Here is a 21,884-nt window from a genome sequence, read left to right on the forward strand (position 1 = left end):
CCCTGCTCTTTGCGCCTCGGGCCACTCTCCGGCGCTGTCTGATGCTCGCCTGCTCTCTGCTCTGGCGACGCTTCGGGACGCGCTGGCCCCTGACATGGCGCTGAACCTGCCCGCAGTCCTCGATGAGACTGCTCTGCTGGCCTGCCTGTCCGTGCTCACCACGAACCCCGCTATCCCTACTACCGTCCCCGCACCGGACACCTCCCTGCGACCGCCGCGCTGCAACTTCGCCGGCTACTGCATCATGTGCGGCCTTCGCGGCTGCCAGTCGTCGGAGTGCATCTCCGACTTCGCCCAGACCGTGTGGATGGTCTGCGACCAGTGCAACGGCTACGGCGCGGACCCGGAGTCCTCGCTCCCGTGCTCCTGCTGGGGTGGCCTCACTGAAGCCGACGACACACCGAACGTGGGCGCTTGCGCGAACCCGCGCGACCGCGACTGCGCCTGCCGGGCTTGCCAAAGCGTCAATGACATCTACATCGTCGCGCCCGACGCTCAAGCTCTCGCTCAGGCTCTCGCCGGGGCGGCCCTACGGTGACCGCCACCCCGACCGCTGCCGCCTACCGGTGGCGTCAACCCCGCCTTGTCCGAGGCTGGGAACCCGTCCAACTCATCGGCCGCTTGAAGATCCTCGCCGCCCGTGACGGTGTGGAACTGCCGAAGACCTACCAACTCATCCGCGACATCTACCTGTGGGAGCACCACCGGGCCGACCTGCCCGCACCCGTGGCCTCCCTACTCGGCCGGATCTTCGACGGACCGAACCCGTTCGCCACCGGCACCGTCCAACACCTGCCCATGAAGCGGGTCCGCACCCGTGGCGGTCGCTCATGACCGCCCCGGTGGATCGGGCGCTTGACGCACTGGCCGCGTTCACCATCACCGACCGTGAGACGGCCACTGTCCTGCTGGACACCTGGTCCGGTCGACACCAGCTCAACCCCACCGATCGGGCAACCGTGCTCGATCACTACCCCAGCAGCAACGGGAGTCGCCCCCGTGCCTGCTGACCTGATGACCGCTGTCCCGGACCAGACTCACTCTGGTCCGGGGCACCGGCCCACCCCGTCGACCGGCTTCGTCGGTCGGGATGAGTCCGCGTTCCACCGGGCCACCGACCCGAACGTCTTCGGCTGGCTCGACCACGTGAAGGCAGCCGCGGGCTGCTCCCATCCGATCCGCCTCGCCGGGGAAGTCGCCACCGTCGACCGGGCCACCGGCCAACTCCTGTCCGCGTCTCGGACCGAGGACATGCCGGACGGGGAAATTTACAAGCCGTGCGGCAACCGCCGCCACGCGGTCTGCCCCTCCTGTGCCCGCACCTACCAGCGCGACGCCTACCAGCTGCTGCGCGCCGGTCTCGCCGGCGGCAAGGGCATCCCCGCTTCCGTGGCCGGGCATCCGGCGGTGTTCGTCACCTTCACCGCCCCATCGTTCGGCACCGTGCACACCCGCGTGGTGAAGCGGCACACCTGCGGTAACCGTCGCCGCTGCGACTGCCGGGCCGAACCGTGCCACGCCCGCCGGGCCACCGACCCGCTCGCCCGGCCCTGCGAACACGGGCATCCGTCGGTCTGCTGGGCGCATCACGAGGAGACTGATCCTCGGTTGGGTCAGCCGTTGTGTCTGGACTGCTACGACTACGACGCCCAGGTCGTGTGGAACCACTCCGCCCCGGAGTTGTGGCGCCGCACCACCATCGCCATCACCCGGCACCTGCGGACCCGCGCTCGGCGGCTCGGGTTGCCCTGGGTCGAGCAGGTCACCGCGTCCGGCCGGGTACGTCGAGTGCCGCCGGCCAAGCCGTCGTTCGGCAAGGTCGCCGAGATGCAACGCCGCGCCGTCGTGCACTACCACGCCATCATCCGCCTCGACGGCATCCACCCCTACGACCCCGACGCCGTGATCCCACCACCGACAGCCTTCGGCGTTGACGACCTGGTCGCCGCCGCCGAACACGCCGCCGCCACCGTCACCTTCACCACCCGCCCACACCCGGCAGCGCCAGCCGGCTGGCGCATCGCCTGGGGCGAGCAGGTCGACGTACGCCCCATCGCCGCCGACGGAGAGATCACCGACGGCAAAGTCGCCGGTTACCTGGCCAAGTACGCCACCAAGAGCACCGAGGCCACCGGCCACGTATCCCGTCGCCTCGACGGTGAGGTCATCGACCTCTACGCCAACGAGCACGGCAGCCACCCGGAACGGCTCATCGACGCCTGCTGGACCCTCGGCGGCAACCGCGACTGGCAGCACCTCCGGCGGTGGGCGCACATGCTCGGCTTCGGCGGCCACTTCCTCACTAAAAGCCGCCGCTACTCAGTGACCTTCCGGCTCCTGCGCGACGCCCGCGTCATCTGGCGACGCACCGAAACCGGCCACCAATACGCCGACCAACCCGAGGACGACGAGACGACGCTGATCGTCGGCCTCCTCACCTACGCCGGCTCCGGCTGGCGCACCACCGGAGACGCACTGCTCGCCAACACCGCCGCCGCTATGGCCCGTGAGCGACACGAGGTCGCCCGCGAGGAGTTCGCCGCTACTGCCTGACCCGTCCACCGATTCACCGTCAAGACCGGCTTGACGGCCAACCGACGAACCGAGGAGTGGAAGCCCATTGCCCACCACCCTGACCGCACCCGAGAGAAAGGCGCTCTACCGCATCCCCGAAGCCATGGCCCTGCTCAGCCTGTCCCGCTCCGTGATCTACGAACAGATCCGCGCAGGCAGACTCCGCACAGTCAGGCAGGGACGATCCCGCCTCGTCCCCGCCGCCGCCATCACTGCCTACGTCGACCTACTCGAACAGGAAGCCCAGAAAGGAGGCACCCGATGACCACCCGCCGCGCCCGAGGAGAAGGCGGCCTGCACTGGGACGAAACCCGGCAACGCTGGATCGCCACCATCACCGTCGGCTACACCCCGGCCGGCAAACGCATCGTGCGCAAAGGCAGCGGCAAGACCAAAACCGAGGCCCGCGCCAAGCTGCGCGAGAAAATTCGCGACTACGAAGACGGGGTCGCCCTGGTTCAGGACGGGCACAGCGTTGCCGACGCTCTGACCGACTGGCTCGCCTATGGCCTGAGTCGGCAGTCCGAAAGCACGAAGAGCAACTACACCATCCTTGTGCGCTCCCACATCATCAGCGACCTCGGCGCGAGGAAGCTGCGGGATCTCAGCGCCACGGACGTCGACCGCTGGCTCATGGGCAAAGCCCAACACCTGAGCACCCGCACCCTCCGGCTCCTCCACTCTCTGCTAAACCGCGCGGTCAATCGGGCCATGGCGCGGGACAAGGTCAAGCGCAACGTCGTGGCACTCTGCGCCGTGCCCACCGGTCGCGACGGCCGACCGTCCAAGTCGCTCACCCTCGATCATGCAAAGGCGCTCCTGATCGCCGCCGAAGGCAGCTCGATGTATGCCTACATCGTCGTCTCGCTGCTGACCGGTGCTCGCACCGAGGAACTGCGAGCCCTCATCTGGTCACACGTCGATCTTCTCGGCAAGCCGAACAATGACCCGCCGGTACCGCCGACCATCCAGGTATGGCGCTCGGTCCGCGCCGACGGAGACACCAAGACCAAGAAGTCGCGTCGCACCCTGGCTCTGCCGGCCCGGTGCGTCACCGCGCTCACCACCCACCACGAGCGTCTCGGCCAGCCTGCCGCTGACCGCCTCGTCTTCGCCTCTGCCACCGGCACGGCCCTCGACCGGCACAACGTGCTTCGGGCCTTCCGCCCCGTCGTCGCCAAAGCGGGCCTTGACCCGCGCGACTGGACTCCCCGCGAGCTGCGGCACAGCTTCGTGTCCCTGCTGTCTGACAGCGGAATGAGCCTTGAACAGATCGCGGACCTCTGCGGCCACTCCGGCACGACTGTCACCGAAAGCGTCTACCGGCACCAACTGCGGCCGGTGCTTCTGAACGGCGCAGTCGCCATGGACCGGATCTTCGACGCTGAGGCGTAGTCACTCAGTTAGTCACCCAGGTACGACAAAGGGGCCGTCTCGATCTTCCGAGATGGCCCCTCACCTGCGTCGGGACGGCCGGATTCGAACCGACGACCCCTTGACCCCCAGTCAAGTGCGCTACCAAGCTGCGCCACGTCCCGCCCCCGCGTGGTTTCCCCCGCGGCAGCCGGTACAGCTTAGCGCAGCAGCCGGCGCCCTTCCGCGCAGGCCCCACCCCGGTGGCGGTACCACCTAACCACCCCACAACCCCTACGGCGTCCTAGGAAGATAGGGGTGGCTGGGCAGGAAAATGCCGGATGGGCAAAAACCCATCCGGCATTTTCTAAAGAACAGATCAGCCGTGCGCCTTGCCCCGCCCGCCGGGGCCGAGCTTCTTGCGCGGGCGGACCGAGATCTCGATCGGGCTGCCCTCGTACCCGAACTCCTCGCGGAGCTTGCGCTCGACGAAGCGCTGGTAGCCGGCGTCCAGCGGGCCCGTGGTGAAGAGCACGAACCGCGGCGGCGCCACCCCGGCCTGGGTGGCGAACAGGATCCGCGGCGCGCGCCCACCGCGCACCGGGTGCGGGGTGGCCTGCACCAGCGCGGTCAGCCACTGGTTGAGGTGCGCGGTCGGCACCCGGGTCTCCCAGCTGGCCAGCGCCTTGTTCAGCGCCGGGGCGAGCTTGTCGACGGCCCGGCCGGTCATCGCCGACAGGTTCAACCGGATCGCCCAGGGGATGCGGCGCAGCTCCCGGTCGATTTCCTTGTCGAGGTAGTACCGGCGGTCGGCGTCGACCAGGTCCCACTTGTTGAACGCGATGACCAGCGCACGGCCACTCTCGGTCACCATCGACAGGATCCGCTGGTCCTGCTCGCTGATCGGTTCGCTGGAGTCCAGCAGCACCACGGCCACCTCGGCGGCCTCGATGGCGGCGGCGGTACGCAGGCTGGCGTAGTACTCGGTGCCACTGGCCTTACCGACCCGCTTGCGCAGGCCGGCGGTGTCGACCAGCTGCCAGGTCTGGCCGCCGATCTCGACCAGGCTGTCCACCGGGTCGACTGTGGTGCCGGCGACCGAGTCGACGACCGCCCGCTCCTCACCGGAGAACCGGTTGAGCAGGCTGGACTTGCCCACGTTCGGGCGGCCGACCAGCGCCACCCGACGCGGCCCGCGCGGCCGGTTCTCCACGATCGCCGGCGCCTCGGGCAGCGCGGCGAGGATGGCGTCCAGCAGGTCGCCGGACCCTCGCCCGTGCAGCGCGGAGATGGGGAACGGTTCGCCGAGGCCGAGCGACCACAGCGAGGTGGCCTCCATCTCGATGGAGGTGTTGTCGGCCTTGTTCGCCACCAGGATCACCGGCTTGGCGCTGCGCCGCAGCATCTTCACCGCGGCCTCGTCCACGTCGGTGGAGCCCACCATCGCGTCGACCACGAAGAGCACCACGTCCGCGGTGACCACGGCGGTCTCGGCCTGCGCCGCGATGGCCGCGGCCCGGTCCTTCGCGTCCGGTTCCCAACCGCCGGTGTCCACCACGGTGAACGCCCGGCCGTTCCACTGGGCGTCGTACGGCACCCGGTCCCGGGTCACCCCGGGTACGTCCTCGACGACTGCCTGCCGGCGGCCGATGATCCGGTTGACCAGCGTGGACTTGCCCACATTGGGGCGACCGACGACGGCCACCACCGGCTGCGGGCCGGACGGTTCCTCGACGGCGACGTCTGGCTCACGCAGCTCGACCCATCCAGCACCCTCGCTCATGCCACGCCCCGTTCGGTGAGCAGGTCGCGCAGCCGGGCCACGACCTCGTCGATGCCCAGCTCGGTGGTGTCCAGCACCACCGCGTCCGGCGCCTGGGCGAGCGGGTTGACCTTGCGGGTCGAGTCGAGCCGGTCCCGGCGGGCCAGGTCGGCGGCGGTGGCCGTCACGTCGGCGGCGTCCTCGGCGCTGCGGCGGGCCGCCCGGGCCGCCTCGGAGGCGGTCAGGAAGACCTTCAGGTCGGCGTCCGGCGCCACGACCGAGCCGATGTCACGGCCCTCGACGACCATCCGGCCGGCGTTGGCGATCATCTCGCGCTGCCGGGCGACCAGCAGCTCGCGGACCGCCGGCACCGCGGCGACGGCGGAAACCGCCCCGGTCACCTCGGGACCGCGGATCTCCGCGTCCACGCTCACGCCGTCGGCGGTCACGCCGTACCCCTGGGGGTCGGTGCCGATGCGCAGGTCCACCTCGCCGGCGACCTTCGCCACCGACGCGGCGTCGGTGAGGTCGACGCCGGAGCGCAGCACGGCCCAGGTGATCGCCCGGTACATCGCCCCGGTGTCCAGGTAGCGCGCACCGATGCCAACGGCGAGCCGCCGCGAGACGGTGGACTTACCCGAACCGGACGGCCCATCCACAGCGACCACACATCGCCCGGCCCGTACGTTTTCCTCCACCGTGTCCTCCTCAGCCCGTACCTCACGGATCGCCCGGTGCTGGCGCCGCAAGCGGTTGTCCATCGTCATCAATCATGCCCGGGGCCCGTGGCGGACCCGCGCGCGACGCCGCCGGGGGCGACCCACGCCACCCGAGCGGCCACGCCTCGGCCGTTCCGGAGCCTACCGGCAGCCGTACCCCAAACTCGGGGGTCAGTCACCCACCGCGTTGAACAGCGCGGCGACCTCGGCGTTGGTCAACCGCCGGATCCGCCCGGTACGCAGGTCACCCAGCCGGATGGGCCCGATCGAGGTACGCACCAGCCGGGTGACCGGGTGTCCGACCTCCTCCATCAGCCGCCGGACGATGTGCTTGCGCCCCTCGTGCAGGCTCAGCTCCACCTGGGCGGTCTTACCCAGAGTGTCCACCACCTTGAACGAGTCGACCTTGACCGGCCCGTCCTCCAGCTCGACGCCGGCCAGCAGCCGCTTGCTCAGGTTGCGCGGGATCGGCCCGACCACCTCGGCGAGGTAGGTCTTCAGCACCTCGTACGAGGGGTGCATGAGCTTGTGCGCGAGAGTGCCGTCGTTGGTGAGCAGCAGCAGGCCCTCGCTGTCCGCGTCGAGCCGCCCAACGTGGTAGACCCGCTGCTCCACCCGGTTGCCGATGAACTCGGCCAGCTCGTTGCGTCCCTTGTCGTCCGCCATGGTGGTAACCACCCCGCGCGGCTTGTTCATCGCCACGTAGACCAGGCGAATGTCGACCTGGAGGCGCTCGCCGTCCACGTGGATCACCGCGGTGGCGGGGTCGACCTTGTCGCCCAGCTTGGCGACGCGCCCGTCCACCGTGACGCGGCGGCGGAAGATCAGGTCCTCGCAGGCGCGCCGGGAACCCACGCCAGCGGCGGCGAGCACCTTCTGCAGGCGCTCTGCCCCTTCGAAGACGGGGGCGTCGGGTTTCGGGGAACGGTTATCGGGTCGCATCGGCAAGCTCTTCTACGTCGTCGGGCAGGAAGGGTGCGAGTGGCGGCAGCTCGTCGACGGTGTTCAGCCCGAGCTTCTCCAGGAACAGCGTGGTGGTCTGGTAAAGGAACGCCCCGCTGTCCGGTTCGGTGCCGCACTCCTCGACAAGGCCGCGGGTAACCAGCGTACGGATGACCCCGTCGCAGTTCACACCCCGGATGGCCGAGATGCGCGATCGGGTCACCGGCTGCTTGTAGGCGACCACGGCGAGGGTCTCCAGCGCCGCCTGGGTCAGCCGCACGGACTGCCCGTCCAACACGAACCGTTCGACATAGGTCGCGTATTCCGGCCGGGTGTAGAGCCGCCAGCCGCCAGCCGCCCGGCGCAGCTCGAAACCGTGCCCGGCGGCGGTGTAACCGGCGGCGATCTCGTCGAGCATCGGCCCGACCCGCTCGGCCGGCTGTTCCAGCACCTGGGCCAGGACCAGCTCGCTGACCGGCTCGTCGACCACCAGCAGGATCGCCTCCAGCGCGCCGCGCAGCTCGGCGTCGGACAACTCCGGCGCGGGCTCCGGCGCGGCCGGCGCCCTTCGCCGCCCCACAACCGACCGAGGGGGTACGTCCCCAGCCACGCCCTCCCCCACGGCCCCGTCAGCCTCACCCGCGCCGGCCTCGCCGGCCTCCTCCGCGATCTTGGAAGATTCCGGCCCCGGGAGGGGCGGTTCGCTTCCAAGATCTCCGGCAGGGGTCGGCTCGGCGGTGCCGGGTGGGGACGGGATCAGCTCGCTGACAACGGGTGGGGACAGAGCCGGCTCGGGGGTGGCGGGTGGGGTCGGCTCGCCGTCGCGGTCGGCGTCGGCGTCGGGAGTGGCATCGGCGTCGGCGTCGGGGGTGGAGGCAGGCGGGCGGGGGCGTTCCCACGGGGGGATCCAGGCGGCGGCCTGGTCGGCCAGGGAGTCCCGGCGTTCCTCGTCACTCATCCCGCTCGCCCTCCGTCGTTCCCGTCTCGTCCGATCCGCCGGCTTGCCTCGCCCGCACCGGGTCCGGCTCCAGCTCGGCGACACCCGCCGGATCCAGCTCGGCGACACCCGCCGGATCCAGCTCCGCCGTACCCACCGAATCCAACTCGGCCGCACCCGCCGGCTCCGGGTCGGCCGGGGTGCCGGCGTACTCGTCGACGTGCAGGTCCGTGTCGCCGTCGGTCGGGCCGGTCCAGCGCACGGTCAGCTCTTCCAGAGCCTGCTCCTGCACGAAGGCCACCAACCCCTCCCGGTACAGCTCCAGCAGCGCGAGGAACCGGGCCACCACCTCCAGGGTGGCCTCGCAGTCGGCGCAGAGCAGCGAGAAGGTGGCGGTGCCGGCCCGGCGCAGCCGGGTGGCGAGGATCCCGGCGTGCTCCCGGACGCTGACCCGGACCATGTGTACGTGGGCGATGGAGACCTCCGGCACCGGCTTCGGGGTCATCGCCTTCACGGCCAGCTTCAACAGCCGCTGCGGGCCGATGCCGAGCACCAGGTCGGGCAGCGCCTCGGCGTACCGGGGCTCCAGGCTGACCGCCCGCGGATAGCGCCGACCGCCGACCGCCTCCAGCTCGGCGATGTGCGCCGCCGCCTCCTTGTACGCCTTGTACTGCAACAGCCGGGCGAAGAGCAGGTCCCGTGCCTCCAGCAGGGCGAGGTCCGCCTCGTCCTCTACCTCGGCGGCGGGCAGCAGCCGGGCCGCCTTCAGGTCGAGCAGGGTCGCGGCGATCAGCAGGAACTCGCTGGCCTCGTCGAGGTCCCACTTGTCGCCCATGGCCCGGATGTAGGCGATGAACTCGTCGGTGACCTTGTGCAGGGCCACCTCGGTGACGTCGAGTTTGTGTTTGCCGATCAGTTGCAGCAGCAGGTCGAACGGGCCGGTGAAGTTGGCCAGCCGCACGGTGAAGCCGGGGGCGCTCGGCGGGTCGGCGGGCAGTACGCCGTCGACCTCGGCGGCCAGCTCGGCGGCGACCGCCGGGGCGGCGGCCTCGTGCGGCCCGGCCGGCGGGTCGAGGGGTGGCGCGGTCACCGGACGACCGTAGTCCACGAGGCGGGCACCGGGCGTTCCGGCTACCGCTCCGACTGGGCGGCGATCACCTCACGGGCCAGTTGGCGGTAGTTGCGTGCCCCGGAGGACGCCGGGTCCAGTGTGGTGATCGGGGCACCGGCCACGGTGGACTCGGGGAACTTCACCGTCTTGGTGATGACCGTCTGGTAGACCTTGTCGCCGAACGCCTCGACGACCCTCTGCAGCACCTGCCGGCAGTGCGTGGTGCGGCTGTCGTACATGGTCGCGAGGATGCCCTCGAGCTCCAAGTCGAAGTTGAGCCGCTCGCGCACCTTGTCGATGGTGTCCAGCAGCAGCGCTACGCCGCGCAGGCTGAAGAACTCGCACTCGAGTGGGATGAGCACGCCGTGCGCGACGGTCAGCGCGTTGATCGCCAGGAGGCCGAGCGAGGGCTGGCAGTCGATCAGGATGTAGTCGTATTCCTTGCGGACCGTTCGCAGCACCCGGGCCAGCGCCATCTCCCGGGCGACCTCGTTGACGAGCTGGATCTCGGCGGCGGAGAGGTCGATGTTGGCCGGCAGCAGGTGCAGCCCCGCCACGTCGGTCTTGATCACGACGTCTTCGGCGACGATGTCGTCCTGCATGAGCAGGTTGTAGATGGACAGGTCGAGGTTGTGCGGGTTGACCCCCAGCCCCACCGAGAGCGCGCCCTGCGGGTCGAAGTCGACCAGCAGCACCTTGCGGCCGTACTCGGCCAGCGCCGCGCCCAGGTTGATGGTGGTGGTGGTCTTGCCGACGCCGCCCTTCTGGTTGGCCATCGCGATGATGCGCGCCGGGCCGTGCCGATCGGTGGGCATCGGCTCGGGGATCGGCTTGCGCATCGTGTATGCCGCCGGATCTGCCGGACCCAGGTCCGCACCGAGCGTGGCCTGCTGCTCGCGGAGCTCCGACGTCCAGGTCTCGGCACGGTCACCGTTGCCAGCCATGTGCTCGTTGCCCCCTCCCGACGACCCACCCGGCGTCGGAGCCGTCCGACGTCCTTCGCGGCGCCGCTGCGCACCCCGGTCGTGTCGCCCCAGGAGGTCCGCGCCGATGCCGACTGTACGCCACCGACCAGCAGGGGCTTCGGCACCGGCCCGGCGTGTCGGGACCGACCGCGACCGGGCTCAGCCCCGGGCACGCGGGTGGGCGGTGGCGTACACCTCGCGCAGCCGCTCGACGGTCACCAGTGTGTAGACCTGGGTGGTGGTCACCGACGCGTGCCCGAGCAGTTCCTGGACCACCCGCACGTCGGCGCCGCCGTCGAGCAGGTGGGTGGCGTACGAGTGGCGCAGGGTGTGCGGGGAGACCGCGGCGGGCCCGTCGACCGGCAGCCCGGCACGGCCGGCCGCGCGGCGCAGGATGGCCCAGGCGCCCTGCCGGGTCAACGCGCCGCCGCGGGCGTTGAGGAAGACCGCCGGGGTGCCCCGGCCGGCCGAGGCCAGCCCGGGCCGGGCCCGAACCAGGTAGGCGCGCACCGCCTGCACGGCGTAACCGCCGATCGGCACCAGGCGCACCCGGCCGCCCTTGCCGCGCAGCAGCACGGTGCCCTCGTCGGCGTCGAGGTCGTCGACCGCGGCGCCGACCGCCTCGGAGATCCGCGCGCCGGTGCCGTACAGGAATTCCAGCAGCGCCCGGTCGCGCAGCGCGAGCGGCGCGCCCTCGCCGCTCGCGGTGACCGGGCCGGCGGTCTCCAGCAGCCGGACCACGTCGTCGACCGGCAGCGCCCGGGGCAGCCGGCGCGGCGGGGTGGGTGGGCGGACGTCGCGGCTGGGGTCGGCCCCGGCCAGCCCCTCGCGCAGCGCGAAGCGGTGCAGGCCGCGTACCGCGCTGGCCGCGCGGGCGGCGGAGGAGACCGCCAGCGGCGGGTGCGCGTCGTCGCCGGCGCGCAGCCGGGCCAGGTGCGATTCGACGACGCCGGCGCCGACCGACGCGAGGTCGGTGATGTCGGCGTCCACCAGGGTGGTGAGGTAGCGGTCCAGGTCCCGGCGGTACGAGGCGAGGGTGTTGGCGGACAGGCCCCGCTCGACGGTGAGGTGGTCGAGGTAGCCGCGGACGGCACGGCGCAGGGCCGGCGCGGGCTGCTCGCCCGCGCCGGCCCCGTCCGCGATGCCGGTCAGCCCGCCGCCGCTCAGGCCAGCACGTCGGCCAGCGGGAGCACGTCCATGCCGTGCGACTCGGCGACCGGGCCGTAGGTCACCCGGCCGTCGTGGGTGTTCAGGCCCAGCGCCAGCGCCGGGTCGCGACGCAGCGCCTCGCGCCAGCCCTGGTTGGCCAGCTCCAGCGCGTACGGCAGGGTGACGTTGGTCAGCGCGTAGGTGCTGGTGTTCGGCACCGCGCCGGGCATGTTCGCCACGCAGTAGAAGATCGACTCGTGCACCTTGTAGACCGGGTCGGCGTGCGTGGTGGGGCGCGAGTCCTCGAAGCAGCCACCCTGGTCGATGGCGATGTCGACCAGCACGCTGCCCGGCTTCATCCGGGAGACCAGCTCGTTGGAGATCAGGGTCGGCGCCTTGGCGCCGGGCACCAGCACCGCGCCGATGACCAGGTCCGCGTCGAGCACGGCCCGCTCGATCTCGTACGCGTTGGAGGCGACGGTCTGCAGGTGGCCCCGGTAGATGGCGTCGGCCTGGCGCAGCCGGGCGACGTTCTTGTCCAGCAGCAGCACCTCGGACTGCAGGCCCAGCGCGATCACGGCGGCGTTCATGCCGGACACGCCGGCGCCGATGACCACGGTCTTGGCCGCGTACACCCCGGAGACGCCGCCGGGCAGCACGCCGCGCCCACCGCCGGTGCGCATCATGTAGAAGGCGCCCACCTGCGGGGCGAGCCGGCCGGCCACCTCGGACATCGGGGCGAGCAGCGGCAACGACCGGTCGGGCAGCTCGACGGTCTCGTACGCGATGCCGGTGACCTTCCGGTCGATCAGCGCGTCGGTGCACTCCTTGGAGGCGGCCAGGTGCAGGTAGGTGAAGAGCACCTGCCCCTCGCGCATCCGGTGGTACTCCTCGGCGATCGGCTCCTTGACCTTGAGCACCAGCTCGGCGGTCTCCCACACCTCGTCGGCGGTGGCGAGGATCTTGGCGCCCGCCGTGGCGAACTCCTCGTCGCTGATGCTGGAGCCGATGCCGGCGCCGGACTCGACGAAGACCTGGTGACCGCTGCGGGTGAATTCGTTGACGCCCGCCGGCGTGATCGCCACGCGGTACTCGTGGTTCTTGACCTCGCGCGGGATTCCGACCTTCACGATGCAGACACCTCTCTTCGGGGCTGCTCTCCCCCGACTGCTCGGTGCCGCGACGGCCCCGTTGCCACCGCGGTCCACCGGTCCCGCCGGCGGCAGTCTAGGCGCGCCCGACCCCGCCGCGGGCCAGCACAGTGGCATCCGGTGCCGGGGTGACCTGACGGAGTGTCAGGGCATCGACCGGGTCGGCGGTGGGGGGCAACCTCAGCCGTCAGGACAATGTTCGCCCATTATCGTCCCATCTGGTGGGTCCCGCTGCGGACAGCGGGCGAGTGGATCACTAATGTGTCGGCCCATGACCACTCCTCCTTACCAGCCGGGGTACCCCCAGGGCGTCTCCGACAAGAGCAAGGTCGTCGCGGGCGTCCTCGGCATCCTGCTCGGCTTCTTCGGCGCCGGTCGGTTCTACATCGGCGACATCAAGATCGGTGTGCTGCAGCTCGTCGTGAGCGTGTGCACCCTCGGCTTCGGCAGCATCTGGGGCCTCATCGACGGCATCCTCATCCTGGTCAACGGCGGCACGGACGCGCAGGGCCGGCCGCTGCGCGACTGATTGACCGGACCAGGACAAGGGCCCCGCGGCACGCGTGCCGCGGGGCCCTTTCGCGCGTACCCCTCGCCGGTGCCGCCCGGGTGCGGTCCGGCGGCGACCTCTCAGCGCGGCAGCGGTGCGTCCGCGCGACGCAGCGCCGACCAGCCGGTGTCCCGGGCGCGGGCCGCGGCCAGCAGCCCGGCCACCGCGGAGGCGTTGGTGATCTCGCCGGCCAGGACCATGCCGACGGCCTCGTCCAGGTCGATCCGCACGACCTGGAGGTCGGCCTCCTCGTCCCGGCGGTCGTGGCGCTCGCCGGCCGGCACGTCGGCCAGGTCCCGGGCCAGGTAGACCCGGACCATCTCGTCGGTGAACCCGGGCGAGCTGTGCAGGTCGACCAGGACGTCGATCCGCCCGGCGGTGAGGTCGGCCTCCTCGGCCAACTCCCGCAGCGCGGCGGCCGGCAACTCCTCGCCGGACACGTCCATGAGCCCGGCCGGCAACTCCCACAGGTGCCGGCCGACCGGATGCCGGTACTGGCGGATCAGCACCACCTGGCCGGCGTCGTCGAGCGCCACCACGGCCACCGCCCCGACATGCCGGACGAGGTCACGCATCGCGGTCCCGCCGCCCGGCATGGTCACCTCCTCGCTGACCACGGCGAAGATCCGGCCCTGGTAGCGCTCCTCGCGCGAGCGCACCTGGTAGCGGTGCTCGACGGCGCTTCGCGCCGCGCCGCTGTGCCCGTTGGCCCGCTCGCCGCCCTCGCTCACGACGCGGACGACGCCTTCGTCGCGGCGCCGTTGCGGGCGGCCCGACGCGCCGTCGGGGCCTCCGTCGCCGCGTCCAGGTCGACCGGAAGCTGGTCGGCCTGCGAGTACGCCACGGCGGCCTTGACGAACGAGGCGAACAGCGGGTGCGGGCGGGTGGGGCGGCTCTTCAGCTCCGGGTGCGCCTGGGTGGCCACGAAGAACGGGTGCAGACCCCGGTCCAGCTCGATGAACTCGACCAGCCGGCCGTCCGGCGAGGTGCCGGAGATGTGCAGGCCCGCCTTGGTCAGCGCGTCCCGGTAGGCGTTGTTCACCTCGTACCGGTGCCGGTGCCGCTCGCTGATGTCGGTGCTCCCGTACGCCTCGGCGACGATCGAGCCCTCGGTCAGCGTCGCCGGGTACGCGCCGAGCCTCATCGTGCCGCCCAGGTCGCCCTTGCCGGCGACGATGTCCTCCTGGTCGGCCATCGTGGCGATGACCGGGTGCGCGGCCTGCTCGTCGAACTCCAGCGAGTTCGCGCCGTCCAGGCCGGCCAGGTGCCGGGCCACGTCGATGGTCATGCACTGCAGGCCGAGGCAGAGGCCGAGCAGCGGGATGCCGTTCTCCCGGGCGTACCGGGCGGTGCCGATCTTGCCCTCGATGCCGCGCACCCCGAAACCGCCGGGGATGAGGATGCCGTCCACGCCCGCCAGGGCCGCCGCGGCGCCGGCCGGGGTGACGCACTCGTCGCTGGGCACCCAGCGCAGCTGCACCCGGGCGCGGTGGCCGAACCCGGCCGCCCGGATCGCCTCGCTCACCGACAGGTACGCGTCGGGCAGGTCGACGTACTTGCCGACCACCGCGACGGTGACCGTGTGCCGGGGCCGGTGCACCCGCTCCAGCAGGTCGTCCCAGCTGGTCCAGTCCACGTCCCGGAAGGAGAGCCCGAGCCGGCGCACCACGTACGCGTCCAGCCCCTCGCGGTGCAGCACCTTCGGGATGTCGTAGATGCTCGGCGCGTCCGGCGCGGCGACGACCGCCTCGGCGTCCACGTCGCAGTAGAGCGACAGCTTCTCCTTGAGCTTCTCCGGGATCTCCCGGTCGCAGCGCAGCACGATGGCGTCCGGCTGGATGCCGATGTTGCGCAGCTGAGCCACCGAGTGCTGGGTCGGCTTGGTCTTCAGCTCACCAGACGGCGCCAGATACGGCACCAACGAGACGTGCAGGTAGAAGCAGTTGTCCCGGCCAAGGTCGTGGCGGACCTGGCGGATCGCCTCCAGGAACGGCAGCGACTCGATGTCGCCGACCGTGCCGCCGACCTCCGTGATCACCACGTCGGGGACGTGGCCGTCGTCGTCCGGGTCGCCCATCGCCAGGATCCGGGACTTGATCTCGTTGGTGATGTGCGGGATGACCTGGACGGTGTCGCCCAGGTACTCGCCGCGCCGCTCCTTGGCGATCACGTCGGAGTAGATCTGGCCCGTGGTGACGTTCGCCTTGCCGGACAGCGCCCGGTCCAGGAAACGCTCGTAGTGCCCGACGTCGAGGTCGGTCTCGGCGCCGTCCTCGGTGACGAAGACCTCGCCGTGCTGGAACGGGTTCATCGTTCCCGGGTCGACGTTGAGGTAGGGGTCGAGCTTCTGCATCACGACGCGCAGCCCGCGCGCGGTCAACAGGTTGCCGAGGCTGGAGGCGGTGAGGCCCTTACCCAGCGAGGAGGCGACGCCCCCGGTGACGAAAATGTGCCTGGTCGTCCGTGCTGATGGGGCCAAGGCCTGCTCCCGTGTCGTCTGTCGCGGTCATGCAGACCGCCGTGCTTGATCAGCAAAGTGATCACGCGATCCACGGGATTCCACGGTAACACCTCCCGGACGGGTACTCGCAGGCCGCACCCGGGTGCGACACCTCGGGGCACCACGACGGCGTCCCGGCACTCAGGGGGCGGCAACCTCGGTCGATGATCGGGTGACCTGCCGGGGCGGCCGCGCCACCGTCGGCGCGGTGTCCGAGGGGTCGGCCTCCGACGGGTCGGCCGGTCGTTGCGCCGGCGCCGCCGGGGCGTCCGGCTCCGGGGTGTCCGGGTCGTCGGGCGCGCTTTCCGCCGGCGTGGCCGCGTCCGGGGGTCGCCCGGCCTTTCCTGGTGGGCCGGCGGGCGGGCCGCTGATCGGGCGGGGATGAACCGCGCCCAGGGGCCCACCACCGCCGGTCGGGCCGTCACCGCCACCAGCCGGCCCGGTCCCGCCGAAGCCGGAATCGTCGTCGGCGCCGTCGTCGCGGGCACGCCCCCCGCCCGGGCGGGTGCGGTCCGCGGCGTGCCGGAGCACCCGCAGCGAGGCCAGCGCGGCCACCGGCACCACCACCGCGGCGGCGGCCCCCGCGATGTCCAGCGCCGCGCCGTCGAGCACGCCACCGAGCACCGCGGCGACCGCGGTACCGGCCAGCGCGGCCCGGACGGCCGGGTAGATGCCGAACAGTCGCGTCAGCCCGCCCCACGGCTGCAACAGGGCGAACCACACCAGCAGGCCACCGGCCAGAGCCAGCAGGGTCAGCGGGCTGTTGACCAGCGTCTCGAAGTTCGCGGCGCTGGACCGGTGCACGGTGAACCCGCCGGTGCCGTCGCCCACGGCGGACAGGAACCGACCCAGGCTGCCCCGCTCCGCCGCCGGACGGCGCAGGTCCACCACGGCGAAGCCGATGCCGACCGCCAGGGCGGCCATGGTGGCCCAGGCCAGCCTGCTGATCGTCAGCCAGCCGCCGGCGCTGATCGCGGCGGCCACGCTCAGCCCGGCGGTCAACGCGATCGCGCCGACCGGATCGGCGCCCAGGTACGGGCTGCCGACCACCACGACGGCGAGACCACCGACGGCCACCATCACCGCCGGCCGCCAGGTGCGGTGCACCCGCTGGGCGAGCCAGCCCGCGCTCAGCAGCGCGCCGGCGAGGAACACCCCCAACCCGACCGTGCTCAGGCCGGAGTACCGGCCACCCTGCAACGCGGAGTAGCCGACCACGCCGTTGAGCTGGAGACGGGCCCCGGTGAGCACGTCCAACCCGACGACGAGGGTGGTGAGGCCGGCCACCGCGCCGAACGGGCCGAGGGTGCCCGCGTACCCGGGGACGAACCGGACCGCCGCGGTGCCGGCCGCCACCAGCAGCGCGGTGACCCCGGCGAAGATCCAACCTGAATGCTCGCCGCGCCACCACGGCACCGCGTCGGCGAGCAGCGCCGCCGGCACGGTCAACGCCGCGGCCACCAGCAGCAGCTCCACCACCGCCACGACCCGCGCGGGCGCCGGCGTCGGCCCCGCCGGCCCGGCGTGCGGGCGGGCCCGACGCAGCAGCGGCAGCACCGCGAGGGCCAGCAGGACCTGCAACCCGGCGAGCAGGGTGAAGAACCGGCCGGAGACGGTCCGCTGCGCGGCCGCCTCCTGGTCCGCGTCGGCCGGCACGGTGATCGCCTCGGCCAGGTCGGCCGGGCGGCCGCCGGTGCTGACCGCCGGCCGGCCGAGGAAGAGCCGCTCCGGCATCGGCCGGCCCAGCGCGGCCAGCGCGGTCGGCGCGAGGTCGACAAGTTGCAGGTAGCCGTCCCGGCCGGTGCTGGCCGAGGTGAGCCAGCCCCGCTCCCAGCCCGGCCCGTCGGCCACCGCCACGTGCAGTCGGGACGGCTGGGCGGTGTCGGAGACCCCGGCGACCAGCACCAGTGAACGCGGCGGCCGGGCGGCCAGCACCCGGGCCAGCTGGGCGTCCGCCGAGCGGGCCGCCGCGGCGCGCGCCGCCGGGTCGGTCCCGTCGACCGTGCCGAGGTCGACGATGCTCAGCACGCACGAGCCGAGCAGCGCGCGCGGATCGGCCGGCAGCCCCGACGCGTACCGGTCGACCCGGCCGAACGGTCGGGCGGCGGCCACCGCCGCACCCGGACCGACCGCGACCGAGCAGCGCACCGACTCCGACAGCGACCCGGGCATGGTGTCCCAGGGCAGCCGCTGCTGGTTGTACTGGACCACGCTCTCCTGATCGGGCAGGTTCGCGCCGATGCCGTCCGGCTGCTCCACAACCACCCCGGCCGGCGGGCAGCCACCGGCCGACCGGCTGCCGTTCCACGCGGCGAAGCTGCCCGCGCCCAGGGTCAACCAGCCGTCCACCGGACAGGTGGGCCGGTGCGCGGAGCGCACCGACAGCGAGCCGATCGAGCCGTCCTGGGCCATCCGCCACAGCGTCGGAGTGGTCTGCGGATCCACGTCCTCCCAGCGCAGCCCCGCGATCCCGGCGAGCACCACGAAGTCAGCGGTGCGCTCCGGACTGCCCTGCGGCGGACGCGCGGACAGCGCGGTGACGCCCAACGCCACCACGAGCACGGTCAACAGGGCGGGGGCGAGTCGGCGCAGCATCACCGGTGTCCCGTCATCGGGGCGTCGGAATCCGGGGTCGCCGGGCCGGTGGGCGTCGCTGCCAACTCGGCGTAGAGGGCCGCCAACGCGGCCACGGTGTCCGCCTCGGTGGGCCACGTCGCCGCCCGCTCGGCGCCGCGCCGGCCCAGCTCGGCCCGGGCCGCCGGGTCGTCGAGCAACACGCGCACCGCCGCGTCGACGGCGTCCACGTCGCCGGCGGGGACCAGCGCGGCGGCATCGCCGACCAGCTCCGGCAGCCCGCCGACCGCGGTGGCCACCAGCGGTACGCCGGCCCGCAGCGCCTCCTGGGCGAAGAGCTGCCGGGCCTCCCAGTCGCTGGTCACCACCGCGAGGTCGGCGCCGGCGAGCAGGTCGGCCACGTCCGTGCGGTGCCCCAGCAGGGTCACCGGGGCGCGGGCCGCCGAGGTCCGGGCGGCCAGCGGCAGGTAGGCCGGGCCACTGCCGGCGATCACCACGACCGGCGGTGGAGTACGGGTACGCCAGCGGGCCGCCGCGTCGATCAGCACGTCGTACCGCTTCTGCGGGTGCAGCCGGCCCACCGAGACGATCAGCGGCTGGTCCGGGCGGACACCGAACTCGGCCCGCACGGCGGCGGGGCGTCGACGCGGCGCGGGCAGCGTCGGCGCGGCGACCGGGGCGAGCCGGGCGTCAGCGGCACCCAGCGCGGCGGCCCGTTCCACCAGGTCCGCGGAGGCCCCGAGGGCCACCCGGGCGCCCCGGGCCACCACCCGCTCGGCGAGCCGGGACATCCCGCCCCGCAACCCGCCGGCGAGCACCGCGTTGTGCCAGGTCACGACCAGCGGGGCGGCCGGACGGGCCAGCACGGCCACCAGCCCGGCGCGCAGACCGTGCGCGTGCACCACGTCGACCCGGGCGGCGGCGAGCGCCCGGCGCAGGGCGAGCACCGCGCGAGCGTCGGCCGGCGTCGGGCTGGCCGGAATCTCCACCGGCTGGAAACGCGCGCCGACCCCGGCGAAGTCGAACTGCTCCTGCGTCGCCGCCGGCCCACACACCAGCACGGTGGCACCGGCCGCGACGAGCCCGCGCGCCACCGAGCGGACGTGCTGGCCGACCCCGCCGGTGCTGGAGGCGAGCACCATCGCAACGCTGCCCGACCATCCGGTGGGCAGGACGGGCTGAGACGGCTCACTCCTCGCGCTCACCGGACCACCGTCTCCTTCCCGTCGTCCTGCTCCGGGGGGACCGCGCCCGGCGTCGGCGTGCCGGCCCCGTCCCGCGACCCGCGCCGTCCCGCCCGGCCCAGACGCCGCAGCACCCCGGCCAGCAGCGGCCGTACGTCCCGCCGGTCGACGAACCAGACCACGGCGAGGAACACGACCCCAACCAGAACCCCGGACAGCATGCCCTGACCGAGTGCCGCCACCATCGTCGGGGTGCCGCCGCCCGGCGTGTCGAACCACCGGGTGAGGCCGAGCCCGGCGAGCGCGGCGAGCACTGCGGCCAGAGCGCCTGCCGCGCCGGCCCGGGTCGCGCCGGCCAACGCCGTACGGCCGGCGCCGCGCCACACCGCCGCGAGCAGCAGCGCCCCGAGCACCAGCATTCCCACCGAGTTCGCTGCCGTCACCGCGAGTACCCGATCCCGCAGCGGCAGCAGCACGCCGAGCAACAGGACGGCGGCGGGAACCACCAGCCAGCCGACCGCCGTGGCGACGGTTGCCGCCCGGGTTGCCCCCCGGGCGTAGAGCGCCCGGGTGAGCACCGCGAAGAGGCCGTAGCCGAGCAGACCCGGCGCGAACCCGATGATCGCGGCGGCGGCGGTCGAGGCGGTGGCCGCGTTGCTGAAGAAGACCTGCCCGATCGACCCGGCGGTGCCAATCAACGCGGCCGCGCCGAGGCAGCTGAACAGGAGCACCCCACGCACGGCCGGGGCGAGGGTCGCCCGGTAGGTGTCCTCGTCCCCGGCGGCGCGGGCGGCGGCCAGGGTCGGGTACGCGGCGATGGCCAGCGGCACGGTCAGCACCGCCCAGGGCAGCAGATAGACGGTCTGCGCCAGGTTGTACACCCCAGGGTTGGTCTGCGCGCCGTAGGTGACCTGGTGAAGGCTGACGATCAGCGCGATCTGCTGCGTGGTGACGGTGACCGCGCCAGCCACTGCCAGGCCCCCGACCCGGGCCCGCGCGTCGGAGGGGAACCCGAACCCGGGCCGCAACCGCAGGCGCAGCCGCCGCATCGGAATCAGCAGCGACAGCGACAGCACCACCACGCCGAGGGTGGTACCGGCCGAGAGCAGCAGCTCGCCGCCGGGAGTCACCCCGCCGACCGTGGCCAGTCGGCCCTGGGTCGAGGTGAACCCCAGGTAGACGACGATCACGGTGAGGCTGGACAGCAGCGGGGCTAGCACCGGCCAGGCGAAGCGTCGGTGCGCCTGGAGCACCCCGGTGAGCACGATGCCGACGCCGTACAGCGGCAACTGCGGGGCGAAGACCCGCAGCATCCGGGTCCCGCTCTGCTGCTGGGCGGCGGTCAGGCCGTCGCCCAGCGCCCCGATCACCGGCCCGGCCAACAGCACGACCAGCAGCGCGAGCGGCACCAGCAGAGCCAGCGTCCAGGTCAGCAACGCCCCGGTGGTCCGGGCCACCGCCGTCCGGTCGCCGGCGGCGACCGCACCGGCCAGCAGCGGTACGACCAGGCTGGCCAGCGCTCCCCCGGCGACAATCTCGAAGATGAAGTTCGGCACCGCGTTGGCCACCACGTAGGCGCCGCCGAGGTCGGTGGGCGCCAGGCTCCAGGTGAACACGGCGGTACGGCCGAAGCCGGCGAGCCGGCTGAGCACGGTGAGGACGGCGATGAGCGCGGCTGCCCCGGCCAGCCGGCCGGCGCCGGCGAGGGGTGCCGGTCTGGTCACGTCAGTCGGCGCGCCGGCCCAGTGCGTCAAGCTCCCGCAGCCCCGGGGTCCCCTGGATCACCGAGGTGAAGCTGACCTTCTCGCTGGCGGCGGTGAGGCCGGCGAGAACGGCGAGCAGCCCGGCGCGGCCGAGCGGGCCGGTCCGGGCGGCGAGCGCGACGCCGAGCACCGCGCCGAGGGCGTTCGCGCCGCTGTCGCCGAGCATCACGTCCTCGGCCAGGTCGTCGCGGAGCAGACCGGCGGCCGCGCCGGCCGCGCCCGCGGCGATCCCGCCGTGCGGGCCACCGCTCAGGGGCGCGCCGAGCAGCAGCCCCGACTTGATGGCCCGTCCGGGGCGTAGGTCGAGCAGGTTGAGCAGGTTGGCGGTGCCGGCGATCACCCCGGCGCCGAGCAGCACGTCGACGCCCCGGCCGAACGCGCCGTGGCGCTGGCGGCGCGGGTGCGCGGCGACCCGGGGATCGGCGGCGAGCAGCGCGGCGGCGCCCAGCCCGGCGGCGCCCACCCCGACGACCTTGACCAGCCCGGCGGTGACCCGTCCCTCGCGCAGCGCGGCGAGGTGACCGGTGAAGCCCTTCGCGGCCTTCTGCTCCGGGCGGGCGCCGACCACGTCGTCGTACAGCCCGACGCCGCCCGCGCCGAGGCCGGCGACCAGGGCGGCTCCGCCGGAGGCGGCGCTGGTGGCGCCGAAC

21 protein-coding genes and 1 tRNA gene are annotated in these 21,884 nt (G+C 72.9%); 7 read left to right on the plus strand and 15 right to left on the minus strand.

The window, feature by feature from the left end:
• Positions 1–94 precede the first annotated feature (94 nt).
• The 6 genes from ACWD6N_RS28385 (at position 95) to ACWD6N_RS28410 (ending at position 3,969) form a co-directional block, all read left to right on the plus strand.
• Positions 95–538 carry a hypothetical protein gene (locus ACWD6N_RS28385; protein ID WP_450005316.1) on the plus strand — a complete coding sequence of 148 codons (444 nt, stop codon included), beginning with the start codon at positions 95–97 and terminating at the stop codon, positions 536–538.
• On the plus strand, positions 535–834 hold the full coding sequence (locus tag ACWD6N_RS28390) for a hypothetical protein (protein WP_450005317.1): 300 nt from the start codon (positions 535–537) through the stop codon (positions 832–834). The genes ACWD6N_RS28385 and ACWD6N_RS28390 overlap by 4 nt, the downstream gene beginning before the upstream one ends.
• A gap of 8 nt (positions 835–842) precedes the next feature.
• Positions 843–1,010 carry a hypothetical protein gene (locus ACWD6N_RS28395; RefSeq protein WP_450005318.1) on the plus strand — a complete coding sequence of 56 codons (168 nt, stop codon included), beginning with the start codon at positions 843–845 and terminating at the stop codon, positions 1,008–1,010.
• A gap of 4 nt (positions 1,011–1,014) precedes the next feature.
• Entirely contained in the window at positions 1,015–2,553 is a 1,539-nt protein-coding gene (locus tag ACWD6N_RS28400; RefSeq protein WP_450005319.1) for a replication initiator, read from the plus strand.
• Between the two features lie 67 nt (positions 2,554–2,620).
• Positions 2,621–2,839 (plus strand): helix-turn-helix domain-containing protein, encoded by a 219-nt coding sequence (locus ACWD6N_RS28405; protein WP_450005320.1) that lies wholly within the window; start codon positions 2,621–2,623, stop codon positions 2,837–2,839.
• Positions 2,836–3,969, plus strand: a complete 1,134-nt coding sequence (locus tag ACWD6N_RS28410) for a site-specific integrase (RefSeq protein ID WP_450005321.1) — start codon at positions 2,836–2,838, stop codon at positions 3,967–3,969. Before ACWD6N_RS28405 ends, ACWD6N_RS28410 begins: the two co-directional genes overlap by 4 nt.
• Positions 3,970–4,038: 69 nt before the next feature.
• On the opposite strand, the gene ACWD6N_RS28415 is transcribed toward ACWD6N_RS28410, so the two are convergent.
• From ACWD6N_RS28415 to ald, 9 genes are all read right to left on the minus strand, one after another.
• Positions 4,039–4,112: transfer RNA gene (locus ACWD6N_RS28415), tRNA-Pro, on the minus strand.
• Between the two features lie 194 nt (positions 4,113–4,306).
• Complete coding sequence (gene der / locus ACWD6N_RS28420) at positions 4,307–5,710, minus strand: ribosome biogenesis GTPase Der (RefSeq protein WP_354968489.1); 1,404 nt, start codon at positions 5,708–5,710, stop codon at positions 4,307–4,309.
• On the minus strand, positions 5,707–6,387 hold the full coding sequence (gene cmk / locus ACWD6N_RS28425; RefSeq protein WP_354968509.1) for a (d)CMP kinase: 681 nt from the start codon (positions 6,385–6,387) through the stop codon (positions 5,707–5,709). The genes der and cmk overlap by 4 nt, the downstream gene beginning before the upstream one ends.
• 192 nt (positions 6,388–6,579) lie before the next feature.
• Positions 6,580–7,350, minus strand: a complete 771-nt coding sequence (locus ACWD6N_RS28430; protein ID WP_387328737.1) for a pseudouridine synthase — start codon at positions 7,348–7,350, stop codon at positions 6,580–6,582.
• A complete protein-coding gene (gene scpB / locus ACWD6N_RS28435) occupies positions 7,337–8,308 on the minus strand; it encodes an SMC-Scp complex subunit ScpB (RefSeq protein WP_450005322.1) in 972 nt (323 codons plus the stop codon). The genes ACWD6N_RS28430 and scpB overlap by 14 nt, the downstream gene beginning before the upstream one ends.
• On the minus strand, positions 8,301–9,377 hold the full coding sequence (locus ACWD6N_RS28440; RefSeq protein WP_354968492.1) for a segregation and condensation protein A: 1,077 nt from the start codon (positions 9,375–9,377) through the stop codon (positions 8,301–8,303). Before ACWD6N_RS28440 ends, scpB begins: the two co-directional genes overlap by 8 nt.
• Positions 9,378–9,418: 41 nt before the next feature.
• Positions 9,419–10,342 (minus strand): ParA family protein, encoded by a 924-nt coding sequence (locus ACWD6N_RS28445; protein WP_354968493.1) that lies wholly within the window; start codon positions 10,340–10,342, stop codon positions 9,419–9,421.
• Between the two features lie 180 nt (positions 10,343–10,522).
• Positions 10,523–11,515 (minus strand): site-specific tyrosine recombinase XerD, encoded by a 993-nt coding sequence (locus ACWD6N_RS28450; protein ID WP_387328817.1) that lies wholly within the window; start codon positions 11,513–11,515, stop codon positions 10,523–10,525.
• Positions 11,516–11,526: 11 nt separating this feature from the next.
• Positions 11,527–12,642 carry an alanine dehydrogenase gene (gene ald, locus ACWD6N_RS28455; protein WP_074318651.1) on the minus strand — a complete coding sequence of 372 codons (1,116 nt, stop codon included), beginning with the start codon at positions 12,640–12,642 and terminating at the stop codon, positions 11,527–11,529.
• A 226-nt stretch (positions 12,643–12,868) separates the two neighbouring features.
• On the opposite strand from ald, the gene ACWD6N_RS28460 reads away from it, so the two are divergent.
• Positions 12,869–13,192 carry a TM2 domain-containing protein gene (locus ACWD6N_RS28460; RefSeq protein ID WP_387328814.1) on the plus strand — a complete coding sequence of 108 codons (324 nt, stop codon included), beginning with the start codon at positions 12,869–12,871 and terminating at the stop codon, positions 13,190–13,192.
• Between the two features lie 101 nt (positions 13,193–13,293).
• Here ACWD6N_RS28460 and ACWD6N_RS28465 read toward each other — a convergent pair whose 3' ends face one another.
• The 6 genes from ACWD6N_RS28465 to ACWD6N_RS28490 all read right to left on the minus strand — a co-directional run.
• Positions 13,294–13,944, minus strand: coding sequence for an NUDIX hydrolase (locus tag ACWD6N_RS28465; RefSeq protein ID WP_354968494.1), 651 nt, complete (start codon positions 13,942–13,944; stop codon positions 13,294–13,296).
• Positions 13,941–15,692, minus strand: a complete 1,752-nt coding sequence (locus ACWD6N_RS28470) for a CTP synthase (protein WP_074318649.1) — start codon at positions 15,690–15,692, stop codon at positions 13,941–13,943. The genes ACWD6N_RS28465 and ACWD6N_RS28470 overlap by 4 nt, the downstream gene beginning before the upstream one ends.
• 162 nt (positions 15,693–15,854) lie before the next feature.
• Positions 15,855–18,308, minus strand: a complete 2,454-nt coding sequence (locus ACWD6N_RS28475) for a hypothetical protein (RefSeq protein ID WP_354968495.1) — start codon at positions 18,306–18,308, stop codon at positions 15,855–15,857.
• The gene (locus tag ACWD6N_RS28480; protein WP_354968511.1) at positions 18,308–19,429 is read right to left on the minus strand and encodes a glycosyltransferase family 4 protein; all 1,122 of its coding nucleotides are present in this window, start codon (positions 19,427–19,429) and stop codon (positions 18,308–18,310) included. Before ACWD6N_RS28480 ends, ACWD6N_RS28475 begins: the two co-directional genes overlap by 1 nt.
• Positions 19,430–19,488: 59 nt before the next feature.
• The gene (gene murJ / locus ACWD6N_RS28485; RefSeq protein WP_450005323.1) at positions 19,489–21,195 is read right to left on the minus strand and encodes a murein biosynthesis integral membrane protein MurJ; all 1,707 of its coding nucleotides are present in this window, start codon (positions 21,193–21,195) and stop codon (positions 19,489–19,491) included.
• Between the two features lies 1 nt (position 21,196).
• The coding region (locus ACWD6N_RS28490) for a hypothetical protein (RefSeq protein WP_450005324.1) at positions 21,197–21,884 on the minus strand (688 nt) is incomplete at its 5' end.

This window comes from Micromonospora sp. NPDC005163 (assembly GCF_053599835.1).